The following is a 22,127-nucleotide window of genomic DNA, read 5'->3' on the forward strand; positions in this document are numbered from 1 at the left end:
GTCGGAATCAGAAGCCGGGCCGCCCCGCTCAGAAATCACACCGCAGGTGCTTGATGCCGTTGATGAAGCTGGAGCGGAGGCGGTCGGGCTCGCCGACCGAGCGGATCTGCGGGATCCGGGTGAACAGTTCGCGGAACATCACCGTGATCTCCCGGCGGGCGAGGTGGGCACCCAGGCAGAAGTGCGGCCCCGGCCCGCCGAAGCCCACGTGCGGCCCCTCGGTCCGCAGGATGTCGAACCGGTGGGGGTCGGTGAAGACCTCCTCGTCCCGGTTGGCGGCCCAGTAGTAGAGCAGCACCTTGTCGCCCTTGCGGTACGGGTGGCCGTTCATCTCGTGGTCGCGGGTGACGGTGCGGCGCATCCAGGTGACCGGGGAGGCCAGCCGGACGATCTCCTCGACCGCGCCGGCGATGCGCCCGTCGAAGTCGGCCAGGAGCAGTTCCCGCTGGCCGGGGTTCTCGGTGAACAGGTGCAGGCCGTGCGAGATGGCGTTGCGGGTGGTCTCGTTGCCCGCCACCACCAGCAGGATGAAGAACGAGCCCAGCTCCTGCATCGTCAGCTTCTCGCCGTCGATGTTGGCGCTGGTCAGCGAGGTGATGAGGGTGTCCCCTCCGGTGCCGGCGAGGGAGACGACCAGGTCCTGCAGGCGCTGCCCCGCACCGAGGAGCAGCTCGGCCGCGCGGTCGGGGTCGTCCATGAACTCGGGGTCCCCGCCGGACAGGATGATGTTCGACGCCTCGAAGACCGTCCCGTAGTGCTCCTCGGGGATGCCCATCATGTCGCAGATGATCTTCAGGGGCAGCCGTGCGGCCACCTCGGTGACGAAGTCGCCGCCGGGCCCCCCGGCGATGAGGGCGTCGACGATCCGGGTGGCCTCGGCCTGGACGTCGGCCTCGAACTGGCCGATCATCTTCGGGGTGAAGGCCCGGGACACGATGCGCCGCAGCCGCGCGTGCCGGGGGTCGTCCATGTTGATCATCGAGCCGAAGTACTCGTTGAACTCCGCCGGCAGGTCCTGGATGCTCGTCGAGCTCCGGCCCGAGCAGAAGACCTCCGCGTTGCGGCTGGCGTCCACCACGTCGGCATGCCTGACCAGCGCGTAGTACCCCGGTCCCGGCGGAGCGAAGGGGATCTGCGGCTCGGGGAAGAGGACCGGGCCGGGCTGGGCGCGGAGCACGGCGAAGGCCGCCTCGCGCTCGGCCGTCGGCCGCTCCCAGAACGCCAGATCGGACAGGTCGATCTCGCCCAGCGAAACCGTCACGCGAGCCTCCACTAGAACAGCATTCGGTTTCACCGATCCTCCCACACGTCCCCTCCCCTCTCCAAGACTTCAAGGCCGGCAGAGCCTGGAGAGCGGACCCGCACAAGGGCCGTTCGAACCGAGGACTCACTCCGATTTCCACCTTCGAGCCCCGCGAGCCAGAGGCAACCACACCAAACGAATCAGCGGACTTCTCAACTACATATGACTACGATGTAATCATGATGTCACCCTCCCCGCGCTCCGTCCGATTCGAGGATGCGGTCCTGGACAAACTCGCCAAGTTCGTCATGGAGCATCCAGGGTTGTCGGTCTCCGCCGCGGTCAACCTGCTCATCACCGAGGCCCTCCGCATGGAAGAACACCCCGGCGTGCTGTTCCGCACCGGACCGACAGGAAGACGCGCCGTGGTCGTCGGCGGTCCGGACGTATGGGAGATCGTCCGAGCGGTGAAGGCGACGCGAGCCTCCGACCCTGATGCCTCTCCGGAAGAGATCGTCGCCATGGTCGCCGAATATTCGGGGTTGCCCGTCCACCAGGTGAGAACCGCGACCCGCTACTGGTCCGCCCATCCGGACGAGGTGGACGCGCAGATCGAGGGAGCCGACACCGCGGCAAGAGAGGCCGAAGCCCGATGGAGGCGCGAGCGGGACCTACTCGCGTCGTGAGCGGCCGACTACTGCTCGACGAGATGTTCCCGCCTCTATTGGCCGAGGCTCTCCGCGAACGGGGATACGACGTCATCGCGATAGCGGAGCGAGCGGAGGGCAGAGGGCTTCCCGATCCCCAGGTTCTGGAACTGGCGGTCGAGGAGCAGCGCTGCCTGCTCACCGAGAACATCGGCGATTTCGAGACCCTCCGCGCCGGGCGGCTGCATGATGGGCGACCGTGCCCCGGGCTGCTGTACAGCAGCCCGTATCGGTTCCCTCGGACCAAGACCGCGATCGGCAGGTTGATATCCGCGATCGAGGAGCTGCTCGTCGACGACCGCTTGCCTCCACCCGGCCAGGTGGACTGGCTCTCCGGCTAGACCGGGCCGCATCGAGACCGGGCCGGACGCGTCAGGCGGTGTACGGCAGGTGCTTGATGCCGTTGATGAAGTTGGACAGCAGGTAGGAGGGCTCCGCGCTGGAGCGGATCTCCGGCAGCCGGGTGAACAGCTCGCGGTACATCACCGTGATCTCCCGGCGGGCCAGGTGGGCGCCCAGGCAGTAGTGGGGCCCGGGACCGCCGAACCCCACGTGCGGGTTGGGCTGGCGGGTGATGTCGAAGGCGTCGGGGTCGGCGAAGACGGACTCGTCGCGGTTGGCGGAGTTGTAGAAGAGGAGCACCTTGTCGCCCCGCCGGTAGTCCATGCCGTTCATCGAGTGGTCGCGGGTGAGCGTCCGGCGGAACTGGATCACCGGGGTGGAGTAGCGGACGATCTCCTCCACCGCTCCGGCGATGCGGCCCTCGAAGTCCTCCGTCAGCAGCGCGCGCTGCTCGGGGTGGTCGGTGAGCAGCTTCAGGCCGTGGGAGATCGCGTTGCGGGTGGTCTCGCTCCCGGCGACCACGAGCAGGATGAAGAACGAGCCGAGCTCCTGCGGGGTGAGGGACTCCTCCCCGTTGACCAGCAGGCTCGTCAGGTCGCCGGTGGAGCGGCCCCGGCGCTCGCGGCCGAGCCGGGCGGCCAGGTGGTTGAGCTCGCGGCCGGCGCCCATCAGCTTGACCAGGCCGCGCGCGACGTTCCAGCGCTTGAGCTCGGGCTGGATGCCGGTGTACTCCGGGTCGGAGTTGCCCAGGATGATGTTGGTGGCGCGCAGCACCCGCTCGTGGGCCCGGGGCGGGATGCCCATCATGTCGCAGATGACCTGGACCGGCAGCCGGGCGGCGATCTGGGTGACGAAGTCGCCGGGGCCCTCCGCGATCGCCTCGTCCACGATCCGGGTGGCCGCCCGCTGCAGGTCCTCCTCCATCTTGGCCAGGATCCGTGGGGTGAACGCCCGCGACACGATGCGCCGCAGCCGCGCGTGCCGGGGGTCGTCCATGTTGATCATCGAGCCGAAGTAGACCGCCAGCCACCGGGGCAGGTCGACGATGCTGTTGGCCGTCGGCTCGCTGCTGAAGACCCCGGCGTTCCTGCTGGCCTCGGAGACGTCCGCGTGCCGGACCAGGGCGTAGTAGCCGGGCCCGTGGCCGACGAAGGGGACCTTGTTCTCCCTGACGAACACGGGCCGGTCCCGCTCGCGCAGGCGCTTGAAGGCCGCCATCCGCTCGGTCTGCGGAAGGGCCCAGAACGGGATCTCTGACAGGTCGATGTCCGCCGTGTTCACCGTCATTGCCTCAGAGTTCGGCAAGTACTCACTTACGTCAAGTGTGAGTCGCGCCACACCCGCTCACCCGGACGCCGCCCGGCCCTCATGCGTGCGCCGTCCGCCCCTCACCGGCTCGGCGCAGCGCTCCTCACCCGGTCGGCGCAGCGCCGTCCACCCGGCCGGTCACCCGATCCGCCGCGACCAGTTCGGCGGCCCTCTCGGCGATCATGACCGTGGGGGCGTGGGTGTGGCCCCGGTTGATGACCGGCATGACCGAGGCGTCGGCGACGCGCAGCCCGGCGATCCCCCGGACCCGCAGCGACGGGTCGACGACCGACTCCTCGTCCGCACCCATCCGGCAGGTGCCGACCGGGTGGTAGAGGGTCTCGCTGCGCTCCCGGATCCAGCGGACGAGCTCCTCGTCGGTCTCCGGCCCCCAGTACGGGGCCATCGGCGGTCCCGCGAACGGCGCGAGGGCCGCGGTGGCGAACAGCTCCTTGGCCCGGCGCAGCCCGGCCACCTGCCGCCGGACGTCGGCCTCGGCCGTCAGGTAGCCGGGGTCGATCACCACGTCGCGGCCGCTCAGCGCGATCCGGCCGCGGCTCTCCGGCTGGAGCAGGATCGAGGCGATGGTCAGGCCGTGCCCGGACGGCGGCGTCAGGCCGTGGTCGACGAACGGGCCGGGAGCGAAGATCAGCTCGATGTCGGGGGCCGGCTCGGCGGGATCGGTGCGGATGAAGGCCACCGCCTCGCCGACGTTGGAGGTGAGCATGCCGCTCCGGCCGACCAGGAAGCGGAGCAGGTTCGGCAGCGACTCGGCCCCGGCGAGCGTGACCGGCCGGGGGCACTGCAGGAAGACCCCCGAGGCCAGGTGGTCCTGGAGGTTGGCGCCCACCTGCGGCAGGTCGCGGAGCGGCTCGACGCCCTCCGCGCGCAGTTCCTCCGCCGGGCCGATGCCGGACAGCATCAGCAGGTGGGGAGAGCCGATCGCACCGGCCGACAGGATGACCTCCCGCCGCGCGCGCACCACCGTTCCGCCGGAACCGCCGGAACCGCCGAGGGCACCGGCGCCGTCGGGGGCGCCGGGGCCGTACTCCACGCCCGTCGCGCGGCCGTTCTCGACGAGCACCCGGCGCGCGTGCGCGTCGGTGACCACGGTGAGGTTGGGCCGCCGGAGGGCGGGCCTGAGATAGGCGTCGGCGGCGCTCCAGCGGCGACCGCGGTTCTGGGTGACGGGGGTCGGGCAGTATCCCTCGTTGGACGGGCCGTTCAGCTCCTCCAGCCGGGTGAGCCCGATCTCCCCGCAGGCCGCCAGGAACGCGGCGGTGGTGACGTTGGGGCTGCGCAGCTCGGAGATGTGGATCGGGCCGTCACCGCCGTACACCCCGCCGCGGTTGCTGCCGACACGCCGCTCGGCCCGCCGGAAGTACGGCAGGACCTCGTCGTAGGACCAGCCCGGCACGTTCCAGCCGTCGTAGTCGGCCCGGTGCCCGCGGACCCACATCTGGGCGTTGAGCGAGGAGGAGCCGCCGAGCATCCGGCCGCGCGGCCAGTAGAGCTCCCGGTCGGACAGCCCGGCCTGCTTGGCGGTGGTGAAGTTCCAGTCGCAGGGCGTCTTGAAGAGCTTGGCGAACCCGGCGGGCATGCGGACCTCGAGCCTGGCGTCGGAGCCGCCCGCCTCCAGCAGGGCGACGCTCACCGACGGGTCCGCCGAGAGCCGGTTCGCCAGGACGCAGCCCGCCGAGCCGGCCCCCACGATCACGTAGTCGTACTCCATGCGCGCTGCCCCTTCTTCCTCCGGACGGACGGCTCGCCTCCCCGTAAGCGGGCTCTTACCTGCATACGCTCCGGATCTTCACCCGTCAATTCGTAACCTCCCTTACCTACCGGTAGGTATGCTCTGCCTGCCAGGATGAACGGGCCAGAGCTTGTCCGGAGGAGGATCCCACCCATGCTCAACCTGTCGATCGTGCTGGAGGACAGCGCCCGGGAGTGCCCCGACCGCACCGCCGTGGTCTACGGAGACCTGCGGCTGCCGTACTCCCTGGTCAACACCGTCGCGAACCAGGTTGCCAACCTGCTCGTCTCGCGCGGGATCGGCAAGGGCGACAAGGTCGCACTCGCCTGCCCGAACCTGCCCTACTTCCCGTTCGTGTACTTCGGGATCCTCAAGGCCGGGGCGACCGTCGTGCCGCTCAACGTCCTGCTGCAGGCCCCGGAGATCACCTACCACCTGCAGGACTCCGAGGCCAAGGCGCTCTTCTGCTTCGAGGGGCTGCCGGACCTGCCGCTGGGCGAGCGCGGCCGGCAGGGCTTCGAGGGCGCGGAGGGCACCGAGCACTTCTTCGTGCTGCCCGCCACCGCCTTCGCCACCGAGTCGGCGCACGGCGAGACGATCTGGGCGGCGCTGGAGGGCGTCTCCGGCGAGTTCGAGACGGCGCAGACCGCGCCCGACGACACCGCCGTCATCCTCTACACCAGCGGGACCACCGGCCGCCCCAAGGGCGCCGAGCTGACCCACATGAACATGCTGATGAACGCCATGGTCTCGGACGAGATGTACCCGCGCGCCGAGGGCGGCGACGCTTACCTCGCGGTGCTGCCGCTCTTCCACTCCTTCGGCCAGACCGTCGTCATGAACGCCGGGTTCCGCCGCCGCGCCACCCTCGTCCTCCTGCCGCGCTTCGAGCCCGGCGCCGCGCTGGAGCTGATGCGCAAGGAGAACGTCACCCTGTTCGCGGGTGTGCCGACCATGTACTGGGGCATGCTGACGAAGATCCACGCCGACGGCGACGAGGTGCCCGCCTCCCTCACCACCGCCGTGGCGGGCGGCGCGTCCTCTCCCGTGGAGGTCCTCAAGGACTTCGAGGCCACCTTCGGCATCGGCATCCTGGAGGGCTACGGCCTGTCGGAGACCTCCCCGGTGGCCAGCTTCAACCAGCTCGGCAGGCCCACCAAGCCCGGCACCATCGGCACCCCGATCTGGGGCGTGGAGATGAAGCTGGTCGACAGCCAGTGGAACACGGTCGAGGGCGAGGGCCCGGGTGAGATCGCGATCCGCGGCCACAACGTGATGAAGGGCTACTACAACCGGCCCGAGGCGACCGCCGAGGTCATGAAGGACGGCTGGTTCCGCACCGGCGACATCGCCACCCGGGACGCCGACGGCTACTACACGATCGTCGACCGGGCCAAGGACATGATCATCCGGGGCGGCTTCAACGTCTACCCGCGCGAGATCGAAGAGGTCCTGATGACCCACCCCGAGGTCTCCCTGGCCGCGGTGGTCGGCGTCCCGCACGACTCGCACGGCGAGGAGGTCAAGGCGTACGTCATCCGCACGCCCGGCGCCGGTCTCACCGAGGAGCGGCTCATCTCCTGGTGCAAGGAGACCATGGCGGCCTACAAGTACCCGCGCGTCGTCGAGTTCCGCGACGCGCTGCCGATGACCGCCACCGGCAAGATCCTCAAGCGCGAACTCCGCTAGCCCGCGCTCCGCGGAGCCCCCGGATCCCCGTCGGGATGCGGGGGCTCCGCACGTCCGGGGACGGTTCCCGCCCCGACCCGGCGGATCCCGGGCGGAGGGTGTTCCCGGACGTGCGGGCCGGAATCCCTCAGGTCCCGGCCCGCCGTGCCGACAGGACGGATATGACGGTCGGGAAGACAGGCCTTTTCCTCATGGCGGCGGTCGCCGCCTCGGCGGTGACCGCCGCCACCTACGCGTCGACGGTGGGTCAAATCCTCTACTTCGCCGTGTACGGCGTGGTCTGCGTCCTGGCCTGGTGGGCGGCGCTGCGCTCCGGGACGGGCGCCGCCCGGCGGCCGTGGCTGCTCGTCGCGCTCGCCCAGACGCTCTGGCTGACCGGTGACGTGATCGAGCTGGTGTTCTTCCTCACGGGGGAGGTGCCCGCGGTCGGGGTCAGCGACGTCCTGTGGCTCGGCGGCTACCCCCTCATCGCCGCGGCCCTGATCGTGATGGCCCGTCACCGGGCGCCCGGCAGGCTCCGCGCCGGCGCGCTCGACGCGCTGACCCTCACCACCGTGGCGGCCCTGGCCTCCTGGCAGTTCCTGATCGAGCCCCTCTTCGGCGGCGGGTACAGCCCCGCCGAGACGATCGTGCCCGCCCTCTACCCGGTCGGCGACATCGTGCTGCTGGCGGCCGCCCTGTTCCTCGTCCTGTCCCCGGGCGAGCGCGGCACCCCGACCTACCTGCTGCTCGCCGCCGTCTTCACCTACCTGGCCGTCGACCTCGGCTACAACCTGCTGCCCTACGTGCTCGACTACTCCTACGTGGAGCGGCTCGGGGCCGGGCTGCTGCTCGGCCACGCGGTGCTCGTCGCGGCCATGCTGCATCCCGCCCACGCCGAGCTGACCCGTCCCGGCTCCCGTATGGGCACCCTGCACCCGGCGCGGGTCCTCTTCCTGGGTCTGGCGCTGCTGGGCACGCCCGCCCTGGCCCTGCGGCACTCCGGCTTCAGCGGCGAGGAGGTGGCGCTCATCCTGGCCGGCGCGGGCTGCGCGGCCTTCGTGCTGACCCGGTTCACCGTGGCGGTCCGCGAGCAGGAGCGGCTGCAGGCCCAGATGGCCTACCAGGCGCACCACGACCCGCTGACCGGGCTGGCCAACCGGACCGTGCTGCACGACACCCTGGAACGGGTCGTACGGACGCCCGGCGCCGGCGTGGCGGTGCTCTACGTCGACCTCGACGGGTTCAAGGCCGTCAACGACGCCCACGGTCACGAGGCGGGCGACGCCGTGCTCGGCGCGGTCGCCGAGCGCCTGTCCGCCTCGGTGCGCAGCGGCGACCTGGTCGCCCGGCTCGGCGGCGACGAGTTCGTCCTGCTCTGTCCGGGGGCCTCGCACGACGACGCCGTGCACCTGGCCGAACGCATCCTGCACGAGGTCTCCGCACCGGTGCCGTTCCGGGGACGCGAGCTCTCCGTCGGAGCCAGCGTCGGCATCGCCGCCTCCACGGGCGAGGACTCCGGGAACGCCGCGGTGGGGATCCTGCGCGCGGCCGACACCGCGATGTACTCGGCCAAGCGCCTCGGCAGGGGCCGCTGGGTCACGGCCGGCTCCACCGATCCGCTCATGACCGCCTGACGTCCGGAGCATCCTCGCCCGCGACCGGCCGAACGGCGGGCCCGTCGCCCCGCTCTGCGCCGCGGGGAACACGGCCATCCCGCTCTGCGCCGCGGGGAACGCGGCCGTCCCGTCCGGACGCGCCGCGCTCCCCGCGCCCGGTCAGGGCCAGTCGCGCGCCGGGCGGAGCGGCATGCGGGCGCTGCCCGCGGAGTCGAGCCGGGTGGCCAGCACCTGGTGGAGCTGGATCTTGTTGCGCTCGAAGCCGACCACGCAGCCGGCCATGTAGAGCCGCCAGACCCGGGCCCTGCCCCGCCCCACCTCCCGGACGGCCTCGGTCCAGTGGTCGTCGAGGTTGGCGGACCAGTGGCGGAGCGTCCGGGCGTAGTGCTCGCGCAGGTTCTCCTCGTGCCGGATCTCGAAGCCGACGTCCTCCATCTCCCGGATCAGGGTCCCCACCGACTCCAGTTCCCCGTCGGGGAAGACGTAGCGGTTGATGAACCCGCCGGCGTTGATCGTCTTCTCCCTGCCCGTGGGCCGGGTGATGCAGTGGTTGAGCAGGCGCCCGCCCGGCAGGAGCCTGCCGTACAGGAACCGGAAGTAGAACGGCAGCTGGTCCCTGCCGATGTGCTCGGTCAGGCCGATCGAGCTGACCGCGTCGAACCCGGTCTCCCTGACGTCGCGGTAGTCGCAGTGCCGGATCTCGACCAGGTCGCCGAGCCCGGCCTCGGCGACGGCCTTCTGGCCCCACTCGGCCTGCTGCCGGGAGAGGGTGACGGCCAGCACCTTGACGCCGTACTCGCGGGCGGCGTGCATGGCCATGCCGCCCCAGCCGCAGCCCACGTCCAGCAACCGCATCCCGGGCGCCAGGCCCAGCTTCCTGGCGACCAGGTCGAACTTGGCGGACTGCGCCTCCTCCAGGGAGGCCTCCGCGGCGGGGAAGACCGCGCAGGTGTAGGCCATGGAGGGGCCGAGCACCCACTCGTAGAAGGTGTTGGACACGTCGTAGTGGTGGTGGATCACCTCGGCGTCCCGCCGCCTGGCGTGCCGGCTGCCGAGCCTGGCCATCATGCTGCGCCGTACCTCCTGGGCGGGGGGCGGCAGCCACATCGTCAGGGGCCTGACGCCCAGGGCCCGGATGGCGGCGAGCTTCTCGGCGACCGTGAGGTCGTCGACGGTCAGCGACCACATCCGCGACAGCAGGGTGTACATGTCCCCGTGCACGTCGAGGTGGCCCGACACGTACGCCCGGGCGAGGCCGAGCTCACCGGGCGCCTGTGCCAGGTAGGCCACCGCGATGGGGGATTTCACCTCCAGCGTGACGTCCGCGTCGGAGGGACCGGCCTTGCTGCCGTCGTAGGCGGCGAAACCGATGCCCGCCTCGGGGCCGACGACCTTCTCGAAGATCTCCGCGAGCCTCACAGAAGCAAACCTCCCTAGCGCCCCCGTACGCACTTGTCGTAGAGATCGAGCAACCGGCCGCCCGGGTCGTACGCCCGTTTGACCGGCCAGTAGGCGTCCCCGTTGTAGAGGCGCCAGAATTCGTCCCGGGGGTAGAACGACGTGGAGTACAGGGACTTGTGACCTTCGAGCGCGTGCACCTCGTGCTCGATCAGCCGGTTGTGGTAGCCGTCGAACCGCCCCCGGGGCAGCGGGACGACCCCCCAGAAACCGAAGTTCACGTACAGCCGTCCGGGCTCCAGCGGATAGAGCGGCCACTCCTGCGCCGACCTGAGCGGGCACATCCAGACCGGTGCCATGCCGACCTTGTCGTGGAAGAACTCCAGGAAGTCGGCGCCGCGCTCGACGGGCACCTCGATGTCCTGGATGACCGACTCCTGCGCGGGCCGGCCCCGCCAGCGGTCCAGCCGGGCGGTCACGCCGTACCTGCGGTCGAGGCCGACGAGCCTGCGGTAGACGTCGGACCGCATCCACCGGCGCGGCATCAGCGAGCGCACCCGCGGATCCTGCACCCCGAAGGCCCGCGAGCACCAGAACCAGTCGGTGTCCCAGCGCCACAGGTAGTCGCGGACGGTCAGCCAGTCGCGGGTCCTGGTCCTGATCGACCGGTAGTAGATCCGCATGCCGGTGTAGTCGGAGACGTACGGCGCGCGCTCGGCGAACCGGCCGAGGGTGATGTAGAGCTCGTCGGGGGCGAAGGAGGTGCCGTCCACGAAGTCGACCGGCTCGCCGTCGTACTCGCCCCGCTCGCAGATCTCGTTCATGGCGAGCATGCACTTGTGCGCGTCGGTGAACTCCAGGTGCGTCAGCCGGACGTACGGCCGGACCGGCTTGAGCCGGATCCGGATCCGCAGCGCGTAGCCGAGCGTGCCGTAGGAGTTGGGGAACGCGCGGAACAGTTCGCGGTGCTCGTTGTCGGCGCGGGCGACGACGACGCGCCCGTCACCGGTGAGGATCTCCAGCTCCTCGACCGACTCGTGCGGCAGGCCGTCCCGGAAGCTGGTGGACTCGATGCCGAGGCCGGTCACCGCGCCGCCGAGCGTGATGGTCTTGAGCTGGGGCACGACGTACGGCATGAGCCCGTGCGGGAGCGTGGCGTCGACGAGGTGCTCGTAGGTCGTCATCCCCTGGACCTCGGCGGTCATCGCGACCGGGTCGACCTCGATGACCCGGTCCAGGTCCCTGGCGGAGAGCCGGGCCGCGCGGGCGCCGTCGCGGAACCGGAAGAGGTTCGTGGTGGCCTTGGCCAGCCGGGGCGCGGTCCCGGAGGGGATCGCCGCGTAGGACTCCCTGATCTGCTCGACCGCCCGCCGGTGCGCCGACATAGGTGTCGTGGGCGTCACGGGACATCACCCCCAGGCTCTCGACAGGAAAGATCGCCTCTAGAACGTTATCTCGCCGATGCCCGCGCGGCCAGGAGTGCCGCGTTAAACGCGCGTTAACGTCGCACCCCAAGCGGCTGGCGCAAGCTTCTGACCAGCAAAAAGACGGGCGAACGTCCAAGATTTCCGTTGCACAGGGCCAACCGAGAAGATAATCGCACTCCCGGTGGTCGAACCAGAGATGCCGTGAGATCTCGAGCGGTGGCGCCGCCCCGGGCACAGCCGTGGTCCACGAACCTCGCGGTATCGAAAGCCGACGCCGTGGCAAGGTCACACCGACTCATGAGACCGGCCGGCCTGCGAGGATGTCGTTGCCGGCCGCGCGCATGCTCGCCTCGAACAACGCCGCCAGTCGGGTCCAGGCAGGTTTCTGCTCTTGCCCGTGCTGGCTGAGCAGGCTGTACCGAATCGCGGCGTCGGTGCGGGCCCGGAGCCCGGCCGGAACGGGCAGCAGTTCGGGGTGGGCGAGACAGTGGTCGGCCAAGGCCGTGGCGAGCTCGCCGATCCGGGGATCGTCCGGTTCCCACTCGGCGGCACGCCACATGCGCCTGATCAAGGAGGCGTACCGAGGGTCGTCGAGGCCGCGCTCGACCCGGGAGATGTAGTCGTCGAAGCCCTCCGGCACCAGGGCCCTGATCAGCACGAGGCCCTCCCGGGCCATGGTCACGTCGTCCGGGGTGAATCCGAATTCGGCGGCCACCCTGTCCAGCTTCGCCAGAACGCGGTCGGGCAGCAGGGCCCGGTCGCCGCCGGCGAGCCGCTGCAGCATGTCACGCCGGGCGATCAGATCGTCGATCCGATCATCGAGACGCCGTCCGACGTCGACGAGCGCGGCGGCGAACCGGTCAGGATCGGCGTCGAGTATCGGCCCGATCTCGGCCAGCGGTACGCCGGCGGCGGCCAGCGTCCGGATCCGGACCAGCCGCAGCAGGTCGGCCGATCCGTAGCGGCGGTAGCCGGAGCCGTCGCGCCGGGGTTCGTCGATCAGCCCGTGCTTGTGGTAGTGCCGCACGGTCTTCACCGTGACGCCGGCGAAGGCCGCCGCCCGACCGATCGTGACACCGTCCGTCATCTGCTCTGCCGGCCTCGTGGTCGCGGGGTGCCGGCCAGCTCACGAACCGCGTCGGCGACGGCGCGGAAGTCCTTGCGCAGCACGTTGCCGTGGTTGCCGGCGACCTTCGCGCTCACCTTGATGTTCGGGTTGCGGGCGAGCACCGGGTCGAGGCTGGCGCGCATGCGTTCCATCTCATCACGGCCGCCTCCCAGGTTAGCGCCGGTGGCGACCACGTACCGGACCGGGCAGGTCACGCTGTCGAGGACCGGGTCGAGGGCGGCGTAGACCTCGTTGAGTTCGATGTTGCTCTGGGCATGCTGCTCGGCGGACATCCTCCCGGCCATGCCCATCGTGGAGAGCACCGGCAGCAGCCAGCGCGATCGGCGCCACAGCAGCCGGATCCGCTCTTCGGCGTAGGAGAAGTCGAACGGGTACGCACCGTCCACGGACACGACCCCCAGGACGCGGTCCGGATTCCGGCCGGCCCAGTGCAGCGCGACCGGCGCGCCGTAGGACCAGCCGACGAGAAGCGGCCGGTCCACGCCCCTGGCCGCGAGGACGGCGCCGACGTCCCGGACGTGCGCCTCGAACGAAGCGGCTGCGGCCGAACGCCTCGATCGGCCGCGGGCCCGCATGTCGTAGGTGATGTGCCGGTGGTCGCCGCCGAGTTCGGCGATGACGCGCCGCCAGTACCGCTGACTGGCGAACTGGCCGTTGAGATAGACCACAGGACGGCCGGGCCCGCCGGTGTCGGTCACGGCCAGCGCGGTGTCGTCGACCGGCACCATGCCGATCCAGGGGGAGGTGAAGTCGGTCACCCGTTCAGCGTGCACCCTGACCTAAGGTCAAGGTCAACCCAGGGCGATGCCCACGCCCATCGGCGAAGCCCGGTCGGACGGGCCGCCCGCCCGAGGCATCGCGTCAGCCCTTTCCCTCCAGGCGGAAGCTGTCGAGCACCCGGCGCATCAAGGCCTGGTGCCCGCTCCACCGGGACTTCGCGGTGGTCCAGGTGAGCACGATGGCGGTGTCCCCGAGCTCGACGAAGCGCCGCACCTCGCGGTAGTCCGTGCCGGGAGAGGCCCACTCCGCCCCGCCTCCGTCCTTCATCACCCAGCCGAACCGCCAGTCGAGCGCCCGGCCGTACCGGGTGGGGACCTCGGCGGTCTCCTCGGCGGAGATCTCGCTCCACCGGCCGATCTCCTCCCGCAGCGTCTCCTGGGCCGTCTCCAGCCCGTAGACGGGGCGCAGCACCTCCACCGACAGGTGCGCGTCGCCGCCGGGGCTGGTCCAGTGGGTGTAGCCGGTCTCGGCGATGTAGTCCGGCTTCCAGGCGGCCGGGTACTGGATGGACCACCGCTCCGGGGCCCGGCCGTTCCACTGCTTCGTCCCGGCGTCGGCGGCGGCCACCCGGTGGCTCCGGACGGGTTCGGGAGTCGGGGTGGGCGACTCCTCGGGCGTCTCGGACCGGGTCTTCTCCTCCGGCGCCGGCAGGGTCCCGGCCCCGTCCGGGTCGGTCCGGTCCGGGCCGGCCGAGGAGGCGGAGGTCTCCCCCATCCCGGACATGACCCATCCGGCGGCGCCGGCGCCGGTCAGGAGCACCGCCAGCGCCGCGGCCACCGCGGCCGGGGCCCGCACGCCGCGGGCCCGCGGCGGGTGCGGGACGGCGGAGGCCGTACGGCCGCCTCCGCGGCCGGCACCGCGATCGCCTCCGTGATCGGCGCCGTGATCGGCGCCGTGATCGGCGCCGTACCGTCCCGCGGGCTCCTCGGCGCGGTCCCGCACGGTACGGCCCCGCGGACCAGGGTCCTGCGGGGAGCGGTCCCGGCCTGTGCGGCCGTGGGGCGGACGGCCCTGACCCGTGTGCCCCTGGCCCGGACGGCCGTCGGGCGGCAGGTCCCGGACCGGACGGCCCTGCCCCGTCCGGGCGGGGTGGTCCGGCATGGTGCGGCCGGGGACCATGCGGTTCTCGGCGGTGCGGCCGAGCGGCCCGGGCTGCTCTCCGCTCACCGCGGCGAGCAGTGCGTCCGCCTGTCCGGCGGTGAGGCGGTGCGCCGGGTCACGCCGGAGCAGCCCGGACAGGACCTCGCGCATCGCCGGGTGCACCCGGCCGAAGTCGGGCTCCTCGGTGAGGAGCGCCCCCAGCGTGGCCATGGCGTCGCGGCGTTCGAACGGCCCCCTGCCGTCCGCCAGCATCGCGTACAGCGTGGCGCCGAGCGACCACAGGTCCGACCAGGGACCGGCGGGCGTGCCCACGGCGCGCTCCGGTGGCAGGAAGCTGGGCGATCCGGTGACCATGCCGGTCTGGGTGAGCGAGGCGTCGCCCTCCACGGTGGCGATACCGAAGTCGGTGAGCACGGCCCGGCCGTCGGGGGTGAGCAGGACGTTGCTCGGCTTGACGTCGCGGTGCAGGATCCCCGCCCGGTGGGCGGTGTGCAGCGCCGAGAGCACCTGGCGGCCGATCGCGGCCACCTGGGGCACCGGCAGCGTGCCGACCTCGTCCAGGCCCCGCGCCCTGACCAGTTCCATGATGATCCAGGGGCGGCCGTCCTCCTCGGCCACGTCGTAGACCGCGACGATGCCGTGGTGGTTGAGCCGGGCCGCGGTCCGGGCCTCGCGCGAGGTGCGGACCAGCTGGCGCTCCTGCTCCGCCGGGGGCAGGTGCGGCGGGAGCAGCACCTCCTTGACCGCGACCGGGCGGTCGAGGAGCGTGTCGTGCCCCTCCCACACCACGCCCATCCCGCCGCGGCCGAGCTCGCGCATCAGCCGGTAGCGTCCGGCGATCATCCGTTCCCCGTGCGGATATGCCATCACGACTCTCCCCGTTGCCAAACCGACGGCCGCAAGTTTCCCACAGGTGGGGGTCGGCGGGTGGGGCGTCTTGCCAGGGCGATCCGAATGTTGTTCTACTTGCCCGGAGGGCGGCCTGGCGTCACCGGGCGACCGCCTGCCACCACCGCGCCCGGCCGTGTTCCGGGAACGCACCGAGGAGTCACCGATGGATCACACGACCAGGAGGGGCCCGCTGGCCGGGGTCCGCGTGCTGGAGCTGGCGGGGCTGGCCCCGGGGCCGTTCGCCGGGATGATGCTGGCCGACCACGGCGCCGAGGTGCTGCGGGTCGAGCGGGTCGCCGCCGTGGCCGCCGCCGGGGACCGGCCGCGCCGCGACGTGATGGACCGGGGCAAGCGGACCGTCGGCCTGGACCTGAAGGCCCCCGAGGGGGTCGCCGCCTTCAAGGAGCTCGCCGCGCACGCCGACGTCGTCATCGAGGTCTTCCGCCCCGGAGTCGCCGAGCGGCTGGGCATCGGCCCGGACGACCTGCACGCCGTCAACCCGCGCCTGGTCTACGGCCGGATGACCGGCTGGGGCCAGGACGGCCCGCTGGCGCCGACCGCCGGGCACGACATCGACTACATCGCGGTCTCCGGCGTCCTGTCCATGCTCGGCCGCGCGGGCGGGAAGCCCACACCGCCGATCAACATCCTCGGCGACTTCGCCGGCGGCGGCCTGATGCTGGCGTACGGCGTGCTGCTCGCCCTGATCGAGCGGGAGCGCACCGGCGAGGGCCGGGTGGTCGACGCCGCCATGGTCGACGGGGCCGCCACGCTGTTCGCGATGTTCTACCACGGCGTGCAGTCCGGCTTCTGGGGCCCGCGCGGCACCAACCTGCTCGACACCGGCTCGCCGGTGTACGACACCTACGAGACGGCCGACGGGAAGTACCTGGCGGTGGGCGCCCTGGAGCCGCAGTTCTGGGCGCAGCTCGTCTCGCTCATGGGCCTGACCGACCTGCCCGACCGCGAGGACCGGGCCAACTGGCCCGCCCTGCGCGAGCGGCTGACCGAGGCGTTCCGGTCGAGGACCCGCGCCGAGTGGGAGGCCGTCTTCGACGGCACGGACGCGTGCGTCTCCCCCGTGCTGGACATGTCCGAAGCCGCCGACCACCCGCACAACCGGGCGCGCGGCACGTTCGTGGAGGTGGACGGGGTCCGGCAGCCCGCCCCCGCGCCCCGGTTGCTCGGCGTGCCCGGGCCGGACCTCTCCCCCGCCACCCGGCTGGCGGACCTGTCCTCCTGGGGCCTGCCGGACGAGACCGCCGCGAAGCTGCGCGAGACCGGGGTGCTGGCCTGACCGCCGGCCGGGACCCTCCACCGGCCGCCACCGATCGCCACCGCACGCCGCCGACCGGCGCTTCTCCGCCGGGGCCCCGGCCCGTGCGCCTCTCCGAGGGCGGTACACCTGAACGCAGGTGTGCCGCCCTTCGTCATAGAACTTGCGCGGTATGTAGTACTCCTACTACATTCATCCGCATGAGTGCTGCAGTGAGTGTGCGCGGCCTGCGGATGACGTACGGCACCGCCGAGGTGTTGCGGGGGGTCGACCTGGAGATCCGGCGCGGGGAGATCTTCACCCTGCTCGGGCCCAACGGCGCCGGGAAGACCACCACGATCGAGATCCTGGAGGGGTTCAGGAACCGCTCGGCCGGCGAGGTGAGCGTGCTCGGCTCCGACCCCGAGAAGGGCTCCGACGCCTGGCGGGCCCGGCTGGGGATCGTCCTGCAGAACTGGCGCGACCACAACAAGTGGGGCGTCCGGGAGATCGTCGCCCACCTGGGCGAGTTCTACGACGACGCGCGCGACCCGGACGACCTGCTGGCCGCCGTCGGCCTGACCGGGCAGGCCGGGCAGCAGGTGGGCCGCCTGTCCGGCGGGCAGCGCCGCCGACTGGACGTGGCGCTGGGCATCGTGGGCCGGCCCGAGCTGCTCTTCCTCGACGAGCCGACCACCGGCTTCGACCCGGAGGCGCGGCAGGAGTTCCACCTGCTGCTCAACAGGCTCGCCTCCGACGACGGCATGACGGTGCTGCTCACCACGCACGATCTGGTCGAGGCCGAGAAGCTGGCGCACCGCACCGCCATCCTGGCCGGCGGCCGCATCACCGCCTGCGGGACCCCCGCCGAGCTGGCGCGGGCCGTGCAGGCGCCGTCGCGGGTGCGGTGGCTGGAGGACGGCCGCGAGCAGGCCGTGACCACCGACGACCCCTCGCGGGCGGCCTGGGAGCTGCACGAGCGGTTCGGCGGGCCGGTCCCCGGCCTGGAGATCCGGCGGCCGTCGCTGGAGGAGAGCTACCTGGAACTGATCGGGAGGGCCGCATGAACGGCAGGGCACTGCGCATCGGGATCAAGCGGGGCTGGGCGGAGCACCTGCAGCTGCTGCGCAACCGCAGGGAGCTGATCACCACCCTGATCGGCACGGCGGGCCTGTTCGCCCTGCTGCTGCTCTGGATCGGCGACGAGCAGGTCAAGGGGACCACCGTGTCCTCGGGCATGTTCATGACCACGGGGTTCCTCGCCTTCACCGTCTTCTCCAACGCCCTGATGACCCTGCCGATGGCGCTGGCCGCCGACCGGGAGGAGGGGACGCTGCTGCGGCTGCGGACCGTCCCCGGCGGGATACCCGCCTACCTCGTCGGACGGGCGGTCACCCTGCTCTGCCAGATCGCCGTGCAGAGCGCGCTGATCCTGGCCACCGGCGTCGCCGTGGGCGGCGCCCCGCTACCGCACGACTGGCCGGCGCTGCTCTGGGTGCTGCTGCTGGGCACCGTGGCCGTCGTCCCGCTGGGCGCGGCGATCGGCTGCCTGCTGCCCGGCCCGAAGACGGCGGGCGCGGTCCTGGGCCTGCCGATGATGGGCCTGATGGTCACCTCCGGGGTCATGCTCCCGGTCACCTACATGCCGGAGGCCGTGCAGTGGATCGCCCAGGCGTTCCCGCTCTACTGGCAGGGACTCGGCCTGCGCGCGGCGTTCCTGCCCGACGCGATGCTCGCCGCGGAGATCGGCGGGAGCTGGCGCCTGCCGTACGTGGCGGCGGCGCTGGCCGCCTGGGCGGTGATCGGCATGCTGCTCGCCCCCGTGCTGGTCCGCCGGGTCACCCGGCGGGAGTCCGGCTCGCGGCTCGCCGAACGGCAGCTCACCGCCCAGGCGTCATGACCCGCAGGAGGCGGAGATGAGCGCGGAGGAAGTCCACAACCGCATCCCGATGCTCCGGGCCGAGCGCGGCGTCTCGCGCAAGGAGCTCGCGACGGCGCTCGGGGTGCACTACCAGACGATCGGCTACCTGGAGCGGGGCGAGTACAGCCCGAGCCTGTACCTCGCCCTGCGCATCGCCGAGTACTTCGAGGTCCCGATGGAAGTCGTTTTCTCGTTGAAGCCGTTCCCCCGGCTGGGAAGTGAGTCACAGTGACGGACAAGGCGGACAGGACGCTGCGCAGAGCCGAGCGGGACCGGATTCGGGTCGAGAAGGCGGAGGAGTGGCTCCGCGGCTCCCGGTACCGGACCCGCCGGGCGCGCCGGAGACTGACCGTCGTGGGCGGCGGAGCGGTCTCCCTGGTCTGGGGCAGCGCGGTCGTCTGCTGGTTCCTCGCGCCCAGCACCACCGCGATGTGGACGACCTTCGCGCTCGGAGCCACGGCGCTCGTGGTCTACGGCTGGGCCGCCTCGGTGCTCGTCGTAGCCGCCCAGGGAGTGATCGGGGCCGGTAACGCGCACCTCGACGAGCGCCAGCAGGCCGAGCGCAACCGCATCTACGCCCTGGCCCACCGCGGCACCTTCTGGATGCTCCTCGCCACGGCGGCGGGGATGACGCTCGTGCGGCCCGGCGACGACCTCGTCATCGAGATCCCGAGCGCGGCGGCGCTCATGCTCGCGGTCGCCGTCCTGGTGACGCACCTGACCCTGCCTCACCTCATCGCCGGGTGGCGGGCGGCCGACCCGGTCCTCGGCGACGAGGACTGATCCCGGCACCGTACCGGCGGCCCGGAGTCGCCGCCGGTAGGCGGGTCCGCGCGGTCAGTGCATCGGCGGGAAGACCGCGACGTAGAGGTCCACGCCCTCGCGGTGGTGGACCTCCAGATCGGTGCTGAAGGCCCGCGGCGGGGTGCCGCCGGACTCGGTGTGCTTCCACAGGCGCCGCCACGACTCCACCAGCGCGCCCGGCATCGACCCCCGCGCCTCCACCTTCAGCGCCGGGACGCCCGGCACCCGGACCGCGACCATGCCCTCGGGCAGGGCGGCGGCGGTGCGCACGGCCACCCCGACGACCTGGGTGTAGAACCCGTGGTGGTCGCTCTCGTAGTCGGTCAGCACCGCGTACAGGTTCTCGTCCACCCGCCCGGGGACGTGCGCGAAGGCCCCGGGGACGCCCGCCCGCTGCCAGAGCCCGGGCAGCTTCGCCCGCCCCGGGTCCGCCTCGTCGGCGTTGGACGTCCGTACGGCGTGGCCCACGACGAGCATCTCCGGCCGATCAACGACGTTCACAGCGCCTCCTCATAGACCACCCCGACAAACACGCAAACCGGATCTTAGTGCTCATCGTGACCGTTCAGCTCCCATGGCCGTCCGGAAAACGGGGAAGGAACACCGCTGACCGCTCCCACATAAGGTAGTGCCAGTGAAATTCCTCAATGAGACGATTCCGGGCCACGACCTGACCTACAGCGACGTGTTCATGGTCCCGGCGCGTTCCTCGGTCGGCTCGCGGCTCGCCGTCGACCTGTCCACCTCCGACGGGACCGGCACCACGATCCCCGTCGTCGTCGCCAACATGACGGCGGTCGCCGGGCGCCGCATGGCCGAGACCGTCGCCCGGCGCGGCGGCATCGCGGTGATCCCGCAGGACATCCCGATCGACGTGGTCGCCGACGTCGTCGACTGGGTCAAGCGGCGCGACCTGGTCCACGACACCCCCCTGACCCTCACCCCGCACGACACCGTCGGCGCGGCGCTCAGCCTGCTGCCCAAGCGCGCCCACGGCGCGGTCGTCATCGTCGACGACGCCGGCCGCCCGGTCGGCGTGGTCACCGAGGCCGACTGCCAGGGCGTCGACATGTACGCCCAGCTCTCCCAGGTCATGTCCGACCACCTGCTCGCCCTGCCCGCCGGGCTCGACCCGCGCGAGGCGTTCGACCGGCTCCACGACGGCCGCCACCGGCTCGCCCCGGTCGTCGACGGCGACGGCCGCCTGGTCGGCATCCTGACCAGGACCGGCGCGCTGCGCGCCACCCTCTACCGGCCCGCCGTCGACGCCTCGGGCCGGCTGCGGATCGCCGCCGCCGTGGGGGTCAACGGGGACGTGGCCGCCAAGGCGAAGGAACTGCTGGAGGCGGGGGTCGACTGCCTGGTGGTGGACACCGCGCACGGCCACCAGGAGAAGATGATCGGCGCGCTCCGGTCGGTCCGCGCGCTCGGGCCCGGCGTGCCGGTCGTCGCGGGCAACGTCGTCACCGCCGCCGGCGTGCGCGACCTGGTCGAGGCCGGTGCGGACATCGTCAAGGTCGGCGTCGGGCCGGGCGCCATGTGCACCACCCGGATGATGACCGGTGTCGGCCGCCCGCAGTTCTCCGCCGTCCTGGGGTGCGCCGCCGAGGCCCGCCGCCTGGGCCGTCACGTCTGGGCCGACGGCGGGGTCCGCCACCCCCGCGACGTCGCCCTGGCCCTGGCGGCCGGGGCGGCCAACGTGATGATCGGCTCCTGGTTCGCCGGCACCTACGAGTCGCCCGGGGACGCCCGCACCGACGCCGACGGCCGCCGGTACAAGGAGAACTACGGCATGGCCTCGGCCCGCGCCGTGAAGCTCCGCACCGCCGAGGACTCCCCCTTCGACCGGGCCCGCAAGGCGCTGTTCGAGGAGGGCATCTCCACCTCCCGGATGTACCTCGACCCGCTCCGGCCCAGCGTCGAGGACCAGATCGACGCCATCGTGGCGGGCCTGCGCTCCTCCTGCACCTACGCCGGGGCCTCCAGCCTGGAGGAGTTCCACGAGCGCGCGGTGGTCGGCGTGCAGAGCTCGTCCGGGTACAGCGAGGGGATGCCGCTCCACCAGAGCTGGTGAGCCCCCGTCCCGGGCGGATTCCGCCTGGGACGCGCATTCCCCGGCCCGTCATGGGTAGCCGCGTCCTGCGAACCGCACCCACCCGGAAAGGCGACAGGACCATGACACAGTTGCACATGGGCGTCGAGGCGCCGGTCGTCGTCGACCGCAGGACGCTGGTCGGCTACGACAACTACGCGGCCGCGCAGCGGACCGTGGACGCGCTCTCGGACGCCGGGTTCCCCGTGGAGAACGTCGCGATCGTCGGCAGCGACCTGCGCATGGAGGAGACCGTCACCGGCCGGATGACCAACGGCCGGGCCGCGCTCGCCGGCGCGGGCAGCGGCCTGGTCTTCGGACTCGTGGTCGGGGCGTTCCTCGGCCTGTTCACCTCGACCACGCTCTCCTTCTTCGTGCTGGTGCTCTGGGCGGGCCTGTGGGGCGCCCTGACCGGGGCCGCGTTCGGTTTCCTCAACCACGTCTTCACCGGCGGCAGGCGCGACTTCGCCTCGCGCAGCGCCATCGTCGCCGGGCGCTACGACGTGCTGGTCGCGGCCTCGCACGTCGACCACGCCCGCGCCGTCCTGGACGGCGGCCCGCACCCGGCCGACACCGTGGTGGTCGAGCCCCCGGCCTCCGCGGGCGTCTACGACCCCGCGGCCCAGCGGCCGATCGCCCCGGAGCAGCGCCGGCCCTGAGCGCACGGGTGCCGACCGGCGCCCCGCCGC

Annotated in this window: 20 protein-coding genes; 11 read left to right on the forward strand and 9 right to left on the reverse strand. The window is 72.0% G+C overall.

All coding sequences use genetic code 11. From position 1 onward, the window contains the following. Positions 1 to 28 precede the first annotated feature (28 nt). Positions 29 to 1,261 carry a cytochrome P450 gene (locus HS045_RS00655; RefSeq protein WP_196449234.1) on the reverse strand — a complete coding sequence of 411 codons (1,233 nt, stop codon included), beginning with the start codon at positions 1,259 to 1,261 and terminating at the stop codon, positions 29 to 31. Between the two features lie 221 nt (positions 1,262 to 1,482). On the opposite strand from HS045_RS00655, the gene HS045_RS00660 reads away from it, so the two are divergent. After that, entirely contained in the window at positions 1,483 to 1,929 is a 447-nt protein-coding gene (locus HS045_RS00660) for a hypothetical protein (protein ID WP_230883376.1), read from the forward strand. Continuing rightward, complete coding sequence (locus HS045_RS00665) at positions 1,926 to 2,291, forward strand: DUF5615 family PIN-like protein (protein WP_196449235.1); 366 nt, start codon at positions 1,926 to 1,928, stop codon at positions 2,289 to 2,291. The genes HS045_RS00660 and HS045_RS00665 overlap by 4 nt, the downstream gene beginning before the upstream one ends. 31 nt (positions 2,292 to 2,322) lie before the next feature. Here the strand turns inward: HS045_RS00665 and HS045_RS00670 are convergent, their stop codons facing one another. Then, positions 2,323 to 3,579: a cytochrome P450 gene (locus HS045_RS00670; protein ID WP_196449236.1), complete on the reverse strand. Its 1,257-nt coding sequence runs from the start codon at positions 3,577 to 3,579 to the stop codon at positions 2,323 to 2,325. A 124-nt stretch (positions 3,580 to 3,703) separates the two neighbouring features. After that, the gene (locus HS045_RS00675; RefSeq protein WP_196449237.1) at positions 3,704 to 5,332 is read right to left on the reverse strand and encodes a GMC family oxidoreductase; all 1,629 of its coding nucleotides are present in this window, start codon (positions 5,330 to 5,332) and stop codon (positions 3,704 to 3,706) included. Between the two features lie 174 nt (positions 5,333 to 5,506). Here HS045_RS00675 and HS045_RS00680 point away from each other — a divergent pair, with 174 nt between their 5' ends. Both HS045_RS00680 and HS045_RS00685 read left to right on the forward strand, forming a co-directional pair. Then, positions 5,507 to 7,042, forward strand: a complete 1,536-nt coding sequence (locus HS045_RS00680; RefSeq protein WP_196449238.1) for a long-chain fatty acid--CoA ligase — start codon at positions 5,507 to 5,509, stop codon at positions 7,040 to 7,042. Positions 7,043 to 7,233: 191 nt separating this feature from the next. Then, positions 7,234 to 8,658 carry a GGDEF domain-containing protein gene (locus tag HS045_RS00685; RefSeq protein WP_196449239.1) on the forward strand — a complete coding sequence of 475 codons (1,425 nt, stop codon included), beginning with the start codon at positions 7,234 to 7,236 and terminating at the stop codon, positions 8,656 to 8,658. 141 nt (positions 8,659 to 8,799) lie between these two features. Here the strand turns inward: HS045_RS00685 and HS045_RS00690 are convergent, their stop codons facing one another. From HS045_RS00690 to HS045_RS00710, 5 genes are all read right to left on the reverse strand, one after another. Further along, positions 8,800 to 10,059, reverse strand: a complete 1,260-nt coding sequence (locus HS045_RS00690) for a cyclopropane-fatty-acyl-phospholipid synthase family protein (RefSeq protein ID WP_196449240.1) — start codon at positions 10,057 to 10,059, stop codon at positions 8,800 to 8,802. 14 nt (positions 10,060 to 10,073) lie between these two features. Further along, positions 10,074 to 11,423, reverse strand: coding sequence for an FAD-binding oxidoreductase (locus HS045_RS00695; RefSeq protein WP_196450976.1), 1,350 nt, complete (start codon positions 11,421 to 11,423; stop codon positions 10,074 to 10,076). 337 nt (positions 11,424 to 11,760) lie between these two features. After that, positions 11,761 to 12,552, reverse strand: coding sequence for a MerR family transcriptional regulator (locus tag HS045_RS00700; RefSeq protein WP_196449241.1), 792 nt, complete (start codon positions 12,550 to 12,552; stop codon positions 11,761 to 11,763). After that, positions 12,549 to 13,352: an alpha/beta hydrolase gene (locus HS045_RS00705; RefSeq protein ID WP_307827334.1), complete on the reverse strand. Its 804-nt coding sequence runs from the start codon at positions 13,350 to 13,352 to the stop codon at positions 12,549 to 12,551. Before HS045_RS00705 ends, HS045_RS00700 begins: the two co-directional genes overlap by 4 nt. Positions 13,353 to 13,455: 103 nt before the next feature. After that, a complete protein-coding gene (locus HS045_RS00710) occupies positions 13,456 to 15,342 on the reverse strand; it encodes a serine/threonine-protein kinase (RefSeq protein ID WP_196449242.1) in 1,887 nt (628 codons plus the stop codon). Between the two features lie 187 nt (positions 15,343 to 15,529). Between HS045_RS00710 and HS045_RS00715 the strand changes: the two genes are divergently transcribed. From HS045_RS00715 to HS045_RS00735, 5 genes are all read left to right on the forward strand, one after another. Continuing rightward, on the forward strand, positions 15,530 to 16,663 hold the full coding sequence (locus tag HS045_RS00715; RefSeq protein ID WP_196449243.1) for a CaiB/BaiF CoA-transferase family protein: 1,134 nt from the start codon (positions 15,530 to 15,532) through the stop codon (positions 16,661 to 16,663). A gap of 179 nt (positions 16,664 to 16,842) precedes the next feature. Beyond that, a complete protein-coding gene (locus tag HS045_RS00720; protein WP_196449244.1) occupies positions 16,843 to 17,688 on the forward strand; it encodes an ABC transporter ATP-binding protein in 846 nt (281 codons plus the stop codon). Next, positions 17,685 to 18,521: an ABC transporter permease gene (locus tag HS045_RS00725; protein ID WP_196449245.1), complete on the forward strand. Its 837-nt coding sequence runs from the start codon at positions 17,685 to 17,687 to the stop codon at positions 18,519 to 18,521. Before HS045_RS00720 ends, HS045_RS00725 begins: the two co-directional genes overlap by 4 nt. Before the next feature lie 16 nt (positions 18,522 to 18,537). Next, positions 18,538 to 18,774 carry a helix-turn-helix transcriptional regulator gene (locus HS045_RS00730; RefSeq protein WP_196449246.1) on the forward strand — a complete coding sequence of 79 codons (237 nt, stop codon included), beginning with the start codon at positions 18,538 to 18,540 and terminating at the stop codon, positions 18,772 to 18,774. Further along, positions 18,771 to 19,325, forward strand: coding sequence for a hypothetical protein (locus tag HS045_RS00735; RefSeq protein ID WP_196449247.1), 555 nt, complete (start codon positions 18,771 to 18,773; stop codon positions 19,323 to 19,325). The genes HS045_RS00730 and HS045_RS00735 overlap by 4 nt, the downstream gene beginning before the upstream one ends. Before the next feature lie 54 nt (positions 19,326 to 19,379). Here the strand turns inward: HS045_RS00735 and HS045_RS00740 are convergent, their stop codons facing one another. After that, complete coding sequence (locus tag HS045_RS00740) at positions 19,380 to 19,847, reverse strand: effector binding domain-containing protein (RefSeq protein ID WP_196449248.1); 468 nt, start codon at positions 19,845 to 19,847, stop codon at positions 19,380 to 19,382. Positions 19,848 to 19,980: 133 nt separating this feature from the next. Between HS045_RS00740 and HS045_RS00745 the strand changes: the two genes are divergently transcribed. Together HS045_RS00745 and HS045_RS00750 are read left to right on the forward strand one after the other, a co-directional pair. After that, positions 19,981 to 21,420 carry a GuaB1 family IMP dehydrogenase-related protein gene (locus HS045_RS00745; protein WP_196449249.1) on the forward strand — a complete coding sequence of 480 codons (1,440 nt, stop codon included), beginning with the start codon at positions 19,981 to 19,983 and terminating at the stop codon, positions 21,418 to 21,420. A gap of 101 nt (positions 21,421 to 21,521) precedes the next feature. Continuing rightward, positions 21,522 to 22,097: a general stress protein gene (locus HS045_RS00750; RefSeq protein ID WP_196449250.1), complete on the forward strand. Its 576-nt coding sequence runs from the start codon at positions 21,522 to 21,524 to the stop codon at positions 22,095 to 22,097. Positions 22,098 to 22,127: the final 30 nt, after the last annotated feature.

This window comes from Planomonospora sp. ID82291, assembly GCF_015711645.1.
Lineage (GTDB): Bacteria > Actinomycetota > Actinomycetes > Streptosporangiales > Streptosporangiaceae > Planomonospora.